The sequence below is a fragment of the Rhizobium sp. CF122 genome (assembly GCF_000282035.1).
GTDB lineage: Bacteria > Pseudomonadota > Alphaproteobacteria > Rhizobiales > Rhizobiaceae > Rhizobium.
Genome location: NZ_AKKA01000047.1, coordinates 1 through 9,430 on the forward strand (window position 1 = coordinate 1; position 9,430 = coordinate 9,430).

Annotated in this window: 9 protein-coding genes and 1 pseudogene; 5 read left to right on the forward strand and 5 right to left on the reverse strand. The window is 60.2% G+C overall.

Features of this window, described 5'->3' with window-relative positions; all coding sequences use genetic code 11:
- Positions 1 to 2,122: pseudogene (locus PMI09_RS10105) on the reverse strand (hypothetical protein); the annotation flags it as partial.
- A 467-nt stretch (positions 2,123 to 2,589) separates the two neighbouring features.
- Between PMI09_RS10105 and PMI09_RS10110 the strand changes: the two are divergent.
- A complete protein-coding gene (locus PMI09_RS10110) occupies positions 2,590 to 2,958 on the forward strand; it encodes an Hpt domain-containing protein (protein WP_007792209.1) in 369 nt (122 codons plus the stop codon).
- A 198-nt stretch (positions 2,959 to 3,156) separates the two neighbouring features.
- Positions 3,157 to 3,477, forward strand: coding sequence for a 2Fe-2S iron-sulfur cluster-binding protein (locus tag PMI09_RS10115; protein WP_007792212.1), 321 nt, complete (start codon positions 3,157 to 3,159; stop codon positions 3,475 to 3,477).
- Positions 3,478 to 3,768: 291 nt separating this feature from the next.
- Here the strand turns inward: PMI09_RS10115 and PMI09_RS10120 are convergent, their stop codons facing one another.
- Complete coding sequence (locus PMI09_RS10120) at positions 3,769 to 4,395, reverse strand: DUF922 domain-containing Zn-dependent protease (RefSeq protein ID WP_007792217.1); 627 nt, start codon at positions 4,393 to 4,395, stop codon at positions 3,769 to 3,771.
- A 91-nt stretch (positions 4,396 to 4,486) separates the two neighbouring features.
- On the opposite strand from PMI09_RS10120, the gene folP reads away from it, so the two are divergent.
- Genes folP through folK form a run of 3 tightly spaced genes read left to right on the forward strand, consistent with a single transcriptional unit; the run spans position 4,487 to position 6,235 of the window.
- A complete protein-coding gene (gene folP / locus PMI09_RS10125) occupies positions 4,487 to 5,359 on the forward strand; it encodes a dihydropteroate synthase (RefSeq protein WP_037082557.1) in 873 nt (290 codons plus the stop codon).
- Complete coding sequence (folB, locus tag PMI09_RS10130; protein WP_007792223.1) at positions 5,356 to 5,724, forward strand: dihydroneopterin aldolase; 369 nt, start codon at positions 5,356 to 5,358, stop codon at positions 5,722 to 5,724. The genes folP and folB overlap by 4 nt, the downstream gene beginning before the upstream one ends.
- A complete protein-coding gene (gene folK / locus PMI09_RS10135) occupies positions 5,717 to 6,235 on the forward strand; it encodes a 2-amino-4-hydroxy-6-hydroxymethyldihydropteridine diphosphokinase (protein ID WP_007792227.1) in 519 nt (172 codons plus the stop codon). The genes folB and folK overlap by 8 nt, the downstream gene beginning before the upstream one ends.
- 51 nt (positions 6,236 to 6,286) lie before the next feature.
- Here folK and PMI09_RS10140 read toward each other — a convergent pair whose 3' ends face one another.
- From PMI09_RS10140 to PMI09_RS10150, 3 genes are all read right to left on the reverse strand, one after another.
- Entirely contained in the window at positions 6,287 to 6,838 is a 552-nt protein-coding gene (locus tag PMI09_RS10140) for a hypothetical protein (protein WP_007792230.1), read from the reverse strand.
- Between the two features lie 210 nt (positions 6,839 to 7,048).
- Entirely contained in the window at positions 7,049 to 8,128 is a 1,080-nt protein-coding gene (locus PMI09_RS10145; RefSeq protein ID WP_007792233.1) for a YcjF family protein, read from the reverse strand.
- Positions 8,125 to 9,430: YcjX family protein (locus PMI09_RS10150; protein ID WP_007792234.1), on the reverse strand; the 1,306-nt coding region annotated here is incomplete at its 5' end. The genes PMI09_RS10145 and PMI09_RS10150, both read right to left, overlap by 4 nt.

A 9,430-nucleotide genomic window follows, 5' to 3' on the forward strand; every position in this document is an offset into this window, starting at 1 on the left:
CGGAAAGCCGCTCATGGCTGCCGGAGACGGCGCTGATGATTGCTTCCGAGCGGCTTGCAAGCGTGCTCTCGAAACGGTCCTGGTTGTCGGCGAGGGCAGCAGTCAGCGCACCGCCGCGATCGGCCATCACGCCGTCGATCCGCTCATGCGCGGAGTCGAGCGCCTGCGTGATATCGGCTGCTCGCCTGGAGATCATCGTATTCAGTTCGTCGGCACGGCCAAAGGCCGAGGTGATCTGCTCGGTTCCCGCGGAGACCGCAGAGCTTAGATCGGAGGTCGTAGACAGCAACGTGTCGCGGAACTCCGTCGCGCGTGCGGCGAGATTGTTGTGGAGTTCCGACGTGCCCGAGGCGAGCGCCAGCGAGATCTCGGAAGTGGCATGGCTGAGCGCCGACGTCATACCCGTCGTTTGCGTATGGATGGCCTCGGTGACTTCGGAAACCTTGCCCGCCAGCGAGCTTTCCATAACTTCCTGGCTGGTGGCGAGGGCGGTGGCCAGTGCGAAGGACTGGTCGGTGAGCGACGCGCCAAGGCGCTCGATGCTCGAACTCAGGATGCCGTTCAGCGAGTCTGAACCGCCGGTCATCGTGTCGTTGATGCGGTTGAGGCTCTCCATGAGCTTGGTGTCGAGCGAGCCGGCGCGCTTGTCGAAGGCATTGGCGAATTCCGCGACGCGCTCATCGAACGAAGTCGAGAGCTGCGCGACGGTTGCCTGCAGCCTCTCGTCAAAAAAGCCGGAGCGCAGATCGAGGTCCATGATGGTGTCGTCGACGCTCGACTGCAGGCTCTGGCGGAAGCTAGAGCCCTTCTCGTCGAGCGCGCTGTTGAGCTTGGAGAGAACGTCGTCCAGCGTGGTACTGATCGTGCGTTCGCCGCCGGTCAGGCTCTCGTTGATCTCGCGGGTGCGGGCGATCAGGATCTCGTTCAGCTGACGGGCGCGGTCGTTCAGCGCGGCGTTGAGCTTCTCGGCGTTGCTGTCCATCGTCGACGCACGCGTCTCGAACTGCCGAAGGATCTGATCTCCGTGTTCGCTGAGGCTCGACGTGAGTGAATCCAGCCGCGTATCGAATTCGTTGGTGAGCGCGAATCCTGAGGACGTCAGCGTTTGCAGCAGCGAATCCGTCTTTGCAGCAAGAAGCGTGCCGAGCGACTGGATCGCCGACTCCGACTTTTCGGTGATGGCGGCCGCGCGCGTGTCGATCATCGAGGCGAAAGCTTCGCCCGAGGTTGCCAGGCGTACAGCGATTTCTTCCGTTGCTAGCGACAAGTCTTCCTTGAGCTGGTCGTGCACGCCGGCGATCGACGTGCGGATACGCTCGGCGTGATTGACGATCGCTTCGCGCTCCGAGCCAAGCTCGTGCACGAGGCCGCGCACGCGCAATTCATTGTCGGCGTAGCTGCGCTCCAGCGCGTTGACCTCGGAGTGGACCAGGGTCTCAAGCTCCGAAGCGCGCGCGATCGTACGCTCGATGCCTTCGTTCATCGCCGAGACTTCGCGGCGAACGGCCTGGCCGACGGTCATGATGCGTTCGGAAGCGACAGTCTCCGGTTCAGAGAGGCGAAGTGCCACCTCGGCCATGGAGCGCGCTGCGTTGCGCATGTCCTGGGCACGGGCCATCATGACGGCGAAGGCATAAAACAGCAGCACCGGCACGATGATGCCGATGAAGCCGGCGATGACGCCCGGAAGCGCCAGAAGATCGGCCAGGGAGCGGATCTGCCAGATCTGGGGCGAATAGAGCAGGGCCATCAGGCCAAGCCCTGCGACGATCCAGAGAAGCGACACGATGGTTGCGTTGCGGATAGCTGATCGGCTGGATCCGTTCTCCAACGACTTCAGCAGCGAAGCTGGAGATATGCGGTTGGCGTCATTGGCGGCGAAGGACGGCGCACGGGACGGCTGCTCGGGCTGGCGAGGCGTGTTTGCAGGGCGCGCGCGCTTGGCTTCCTTGGAGGTTTGTTGACTTCGGGCACTTGGTGTTTCGGACAATTTGGCCTCCGGGGCGTCGGTCTTGCCGTTGCGAGACAGCGTATCGTCTTCTCCGAAGTCGATCTGGAGCGCTTCGTCCAATGCCTTGAACGCCTTGTCCTCGATCGACTCGTTGTACTTGTTGTTCGCCATTTACGTTACGCCTCGTTACATCCCAGCCGGTTCAACAACGCATCCGGGCTTCCCGCCGAGCCCGAACAAAACCTTAGCCTCTGAGCTCGCCCGCCCACATTGCCGAGGACGGATAAGCATATCATTTCAGAGTGGATAGCTGCTTTTTCATACAGACGGTATCAAAACATTACCATTATCCACTTGGCGAGCAAAGGCAGGTGCCACAGAGCTCGCCCAGTAGTATCGTAGTGACACATCCGAGACTGCTAGACAATTAACGCAACCGGTCAAATCCCCTAGCATTAAGGTCTTGTTAACATCATTTAATAAATGTGTGGCTTTAAAAACCAAAGAGTTAGGGGTGTTTAACAGACGTTAACCATAACCCGAGAAATCCGCCCTGAATGTGCCGGAATTTAACGCGATGCCCACCCGGCGCCCGCACGATCATAGAACGGCGGGATAGATGACGGGAGAATTGGCACATGGCAGCAGTCAGTATTGCGTTTGCGGCACCCGACAATTGCAAGGGTCCACGCCCTTCGCAGGAGCGTCCGGTAGATCTGGTGCATCTGGCAAACCAGACAATGGGCGACAAGAGCCTGGAAATCGAAGTTCTGCAGATGTTTGCACGGCAGGCACGCGCTTGCCTGCAGGAGATATCATCCGGTAACGCGAAAATCGTTGAGGCCGCAGCGCACCGCCTTAAGGGTGCCGCCGGCGCCGTGGGCGCGTTCCGCGTTCATGCAGCTGCGGAGGCGCTCGAGGGCAATTGCGGCGATGCGGCCACGATGGCGGCGGTCGGTATCGCGGTGATCGAAGCCGAGAACTTTATCCTCAAGCTTTGCCGCTGAGCCGTAGGGTCAGATACGAGACCCGCTGATCCATTTCGGGGCAGCGGGTCTTTTTGTGACTGTCGGCATGGCGCATTTTGACAAGCGCGTTGCTTCCCAATCTGGAATGAAAGGTATCGGGCGGTCGATGTTGACTGCCTCGACGATTTGTTGGAAGAAAAATCCAGACCCTCCCATTGACGACTACCGGAAATCATTATGCCCAAACTGACCATTGTCGCCTTCGACGGCACGCGCTTCGATCTTGATGTCGATCAGGGATCGACCGTTATGGAAAATGCCGTGCGCAATTCGGTGCCGGGCATCGAGGCCGAATGCGGCGGCGCCTGTGCCTGCGCGACCTGTCATGTCTACGTCGACGACGAGTGGACGGAGCGCGTCGGTCCGCCTGAGGCCATGGAAGAAGATATGCTTGATTTCGCGTTTGACGTGCGTCCGACGTCGCGGCTCTCCTGTCAGATCAGAATGAAGGCAGCCCTGGATGGGCTCATCGTCCACGTGCCCGAGCGGCAGGCCTGATCCACTGCACTTCCCAAAAAAAGCCTCGCTGGCCGTTAGACGAGCGAGGCGAGGTAGGCGCATTACCTACGGACGAGGGAGGATCATCCGCGGCTTCGCAACGCGCCAGGAGAACCCAGGAGCGAAAGTTCGGGCTTACGGACCTGAACTTTCGAATGTTTGAATATTACCGCGTTGTAGTTGATTTAGCTAGACCGAGAAATAACCACTAAAACACTGGGGCGACTGCAGTTTCACACAAGTTTTGTTACGCGGATAAACTTCTGTGATCGTTTTTGACCTAAGAATCAGCTATCTTACGCCGCCGGATTTCTTTAGCCGGTGGTCGAGCAACCTCATCATGCGATTCTGGAAATTGGCGGCTTCGACTCGGTCGAATCGGGCCTGCAGCCGATCGTGTTCCTCGATGCCACGCGTCGATACCTCGGTAACGAGCTCCTGCATGCGTTCGCAATTGGGTTGTGGAGGCAGGGCGAGAATCTGCTTTTCCATGACGCGCGCCTGGTTTCGCGCGATCTCGGCATGGCGTTCTTCGTGGCGCTTGATGTCGCTCGAGAGTGCATCCCAGATCATCGAGAGCTGTTTGCTGGCACCTTTACGGTTGGTCCAGCGCGGCAGGATGATCTGCGTATGGACCGTCACCTTGGCATTGCCAACCTTGCACTTGCCCCCTGCCTGGACATAGGTGGCATCGCCGCCGAAGCGGATTTTGGTCGCGCCGGGATGGCGGGCCGACGACCCGCTAGCCGTCGGTCCATTGGAGCTCAGCTGCTGATCCAGCTGATCTGCGGTTTTGCCCCCGATCGCGAAGTAGGAGTAGCTCTTGGTCGCGATGACGGCGGCAGAGGCCGGCGCGCACACCAAGACGGTCATGGAAAAGCCGAGCAGGAGGGGCATATAACGCGGTACGGAAAGCATTCTACAGATACTCAGGTTGAAGTTTGCCGGAGCTTGGGGCATAGGCACCGCTAGCGCAATATCGTTGACGCTTTTTCGATCGATAGGATGAATGCTGTTGGCACAGCTTCGGAGCAGTTTCTGGCGCGTCGGGCATGGTCGTGAGATCGAGCTGGGCGCACGTTCTGTGATCATGGCAATCGTCAACGTGACGCCGGACTCCTTCTCGGACGGCGGGCGATACGAGACGGTTGATGCCGCCGTTGCGCATGCGCTCCAGGCCGCTGAGGAGGGAGCCGAGATTGTCGATATCGGCGGCGAATCGACACGTCCCGGCGCCGATGTCGTCACTCCCCTGGAAGAGCAGGCACGGGTGTTGCCGGTGATCGAGGCGCTGCGCGGCAAGACAGATGCATTGATCTCGATCGACACCTATCGGGCCGAGACGGCCCGGCTGGCTGTCAGCGCGGGAGCGCATGTTATAAACGACGTGTTCGGGCTGCAAAAGGAACCGGAGATCGGAAAGATCGCTGCCGATACCGGTGCAGGCCTGTGCCTGATGCATACCGGCCGAGAAAGGGAGAAGCTTCCCGATGTGATCGCCGACCAGTTTCTCTTCCTTGAGCGCTCGCTCGAAATCGCAGCGGCCGCAGGTGTTGCGAAGGATCGCATCGTGTTGGATCCGGGCTTCGGCTTTGCGAAGGATACTGACGAGAACATCGAGCTGCTGGCGCGTTTCGGCGAACTTCACCGCCTTGGACTACCGCTGCTTGCCGGGACATCACGCAAGCGTTTTGTCGGCGCCATCACGGGCAGAGAAGCCGCCGATCGGGACGGGGGAACGGCAGCGACGACCGTGCTGCTGCGTCTCTCCGGAGCGGTCATTTTTCGTGTACACGATGTCGCAATCAACAGGGACGCTCTGGCCATCGCTGATGCTATGCTCGCGGCGCGCTATAGCTTGGAGCAAGGACACTCGGCATGAGCACCACTTACACAATCACGCTTCAGAACTGCGCCTTCTTTGCCCGCCACGGCGTTCATGACGAAGAGGAGTTCCTCGGCCAGCGTTTCTTTGTGGATGCCGAACTCGACGTCGTCGCCGGCGATGCCCTGGAAAGCGATTCCATCAATGACACGGTCAACTACGGCATTGCCTTCACCGTGATCGAGGAGATCGTCACGGGCAAGCGTCGCTACCTGATCGAGGCGCTTGCACTTGATATCGCGAAAGGACTTTGTTCGAAGTTTCCGCAGATCAAGCGTGCAAAAATCACGGTCCGCAAGCCGAACGCGCCGGTGCCGGGCGTTCTGGATTTCGTCCAGGTGAGCGTCGAACACTTTGCCTGAGTCCCTTTTCAAGACCGCAACGCTTGGCCTTGGCGGCAATCTCGGCGAGCCTGTCCATGCGATGGCCGTCGCACTGAGAGCGCTTGACCAGCGATCCGATTGCCGGGTGGTAGCCGTGTCGCGGCTCTACCGTACGCCGCCTTGGGGCAAGACCGATCAGTCCTATTTTTTCAACGCTTGCGCCGCCGTCGAGACGACGCTTGGCCCGGAGGCGCTTCTCGATGTCTGTCTGGACATCGAACGGGGGATGAAACGAGAGCGCATCGAGCGGTGGGGGCCGCGCACGCTGGACATCGATATTCTGACCTATGCCGACGCGGTGCAGTCCGCGCCGCGGCTGGAACTTCCTCACCCGCGGATGATGGATCGCGGTTTCGTGCTGATGCCGCTGGCCGACTTCGCGCCGGATCTGCTGGTCGAGGGCGCAACCATTCGCGACTGGCTTGCCAAGGCTGATGTACAGGGGATCGACCTGGCCGAGGCAAGCACTGACTGGTGGCGTACGGCTTAAAAAAGCAAAAGCGGCGGGAAATCCGCCGCTTGCGGAAATCAGTATTGAGAACTATTCGACAGAGCCGACTGTGATTTCGTCGACTTGGCGCGTGAGCGTCAGGCCAATAACAGGGATCATCTGGCTTTCGACCTTGACCGAAACTGTAACGTTCATGGTCTTGTCGTCTCGTACACGAGCGATCATGGCGCCGTTCAGCTTGGAGCGGTTGAGCCCGACGACCACGGTATCCTGCGTCACGGCACCCGATACGACGTCGAGTCCTTTACCATCGGCGCCATCAAGGAACTTGCCCTTGTAGGAGTTGCCCGACTGGGTGATGAGGGCGGTCATCGGCTGCTTGAAGACGCCGACCCTGCAGCTTCCGTCGAGCTTGATGCCCGCACCGCCCGCGCTCACCGGTTCGCCTACGAGATTGCAGGTGAATTTCGTGCCTTTATACTTGCCGGCAACGATCTCGCCGGGGCCTCGCCAGGTGCCGGCGACAGACTCGAAGAAGGCTTTGTCACGTGTTGCCGCTGTTGCGGACGGAGCCATGTCAGCAACCGGTGACAGCGCCACCGCAGCGAGCCCGAAAAGAAGAAGAAACTTGCGCGAATACATGGATTTTCCCTAGCGACACCATCGCTTAACTGCTGCTAAGTTTTGCCGAATAATGGTTAATGGTTGGTTTCCTGCTGGCCAAAAAGCGCTGAATGGCAGGGTGTTTCTCAGTTGGCGGTGGGCGAGACCGGGGCGCTAGCGCATTGAATTCATGGGAAGTATTTCCACATGTCGTTTGGCGCATCGTAAGCGCGACAAAACTGTCAATTCTCAGGAATTCTTATCACGCGATGTCATGGACGGCGCAAGATCCCCAATGAAGTCGCCGATTCCCGGACGTTTGAGGGCATGGAAGGAAAGGGGGCGGCAGAGATCCATGGCAGCGATTCCTATGCGGGCGGTCATCAGGCCGTTGATGACGCCTTCGCCGAGGCGCGCCGACAGCTTCGACGCCAGTCCATGGCCAAGCACTTGCTGCACGAGGCTATCGCCGACCGCGATCGAGCCGGTCACGGCAAGATGCGCCAGAACGTCTCGCATGAGCCTGACCATGCCGAGCGTACCCGGCCGACCGCCGTAGAGTTCCGCCATCGCGCGAACGAGTCGGGCAGCTTCATAAAGTACGTAGAGCAGGTCGACGATGGCGCGCGGACTGACAGCGGTGACGATTGATACCCGTTTCGATGCATTGACGATAAGGGCCCGCGCCTGCCGATCGAGCGGTGCCAGAAGCTCCCGTTCCGCGAGCGCGATGAGATGCGGCGCGTCGATGATATCGCCCTCTGTCGCTTTCAGCGTGGCGCGGCCCTTGGCCGTCTCGGGCTTGCCGGAGAGCAGGGTTTCCAGCCGCTTGACCAGCGCGCGTGCCTTCGCCGGCTTAGTCTCCACCATGGCGGCCTCGGCTTCCGTCTTAATCGCCTGCACGGCAGTCAGGCGCATTATCCCGGCTGTCTCACGGATAACGATGGCGATCACCGCCAGAATGCCGATTGCGAGGGCTGCAAGGGCGGCATAGCCCAGCCAATCCGCGCGGCTGAAGAGATTGCGGATAAGGCTGTCGGTCCAAAGGCCGAAGGCAAGCGAAAAGAGAACGCCGAACGCGGCCGCCGCGATTTTCGCAAACGAGGTGCCGCGCTTGCGCGGGACCGCGACCGGAATTGGAGGGACATCCTTGTCGGGATTGAGGAAAGGATCGTCCTCGTCAGCGGTCAACACGATATCGTCCGTGAAGCTACCCGGTCTTCGTTGGCCACGGTTGGTTTCGGTCGTCGGCCGCGCCAGTGCGTCCTCCTCATAGGAAAAGGCGGCCGGCGCGCGGTGTACTGGATGTTCGGATGGTGGCTTGATCATGCGAGGCGATCTCCGAACAGAAACTGCATGGCACGGTCGAGGCGAATATGCGGGACCGAAAGCTTGATGCCGCCGCCTGTCTCTTCAAGATGTGGCGGGCGAAAGCGTACGACACTGACATCGGGCAGGGCGAGGTTACGGTCTCCGGATTCTATGCGCTCGAACAGGCTCTCCGGATCTTCCGGCAGGTCGCCGGGAAATATCGCCGTCTTCTTGACGCCGTCAAAGCATTCTCCGCCGATGGCCTCACCCTTCATCGGTATACCGACAATAACCGGGAGCTCATGGCCGTCGTGTTTCACGGTCGCTTCGCGCGTGGCGCGGACCGAGGCAAGTGCCATGACGTCAATGCCTGCGCCTGCCATACCAATGCGATGCACGGCACGATCGACCAGGCGGCGGGTAAGTGCGTCGAGCCGGTCATGGCTTTCATGGTGCAGGTGGTCGGCCTTCGTTGCGGCGACGAGTACGCGATCGATACGGCGGCCAAGCAATGACGACAGCCAGGAATTCGTGCCCGGACGAAAGCACGCCAAAACGTCCGTCAGGGCTCGCTCGAGGTCCTGTACTGCTTCTGGGCCACGGTTGATGGCCTGCAGCGCATCGACGAGCACAATCTGTCGGTCGAGGCGGGCGAAATGCTCGCGAAAGAAAGGCTTCACCACGACCGATTTATAGGCCTCGTAGCGCCGCTCCATCATCGCCCAAAGCGATCCTTTTTGCGGTTTGGCCTCCGGCGGAGGCGTGAGCGGCGCAAAGGTAAGGGCGGGCGAGCCATCAAGATCGCCGGGCAGCAGAAAGCGGCCAGGCGGAAGTGTGGAGAGCGAGCGTTCGTCGGCTTTGCAGGCCTTGAGGTAATCGGCAAAAGAAGTCGCGAGGTCGCGGGCGCGCATTTCGTCTGCCGGAGCGTTAACGTCCGTGGCGTGGGTGAGGGCTAGCCAATTGCGCGAGAGTTCTGCACGAATGCCCGTCCCCGCCAAGGCGATCGTCTCCTCGCAGAACGTGCGGTAGTTCTTTCCGAGCAAAGGCAGGTCAAGCAGCCATTCGCCGGGATAATCGACGATATCGATCGACAGCCGACCCGGCGAGAAGAGACGGTTCCAGCCGCTGGCACTTTGATATTCGAGCGTGATGCGCAGTTCGGATATCGCCCGGGTGGAATCGGGCCATACCCGATCCTTCACGAGAGAGCCGATATGATCTTCGTATTGGAAGCGCGGCACGGCATCATCCGGTTGCGGCTCAAGCCGCACCGCCGAGACACGACCGGACTGCACAGGCTCGAAGAGCGGCAGGCGGCCG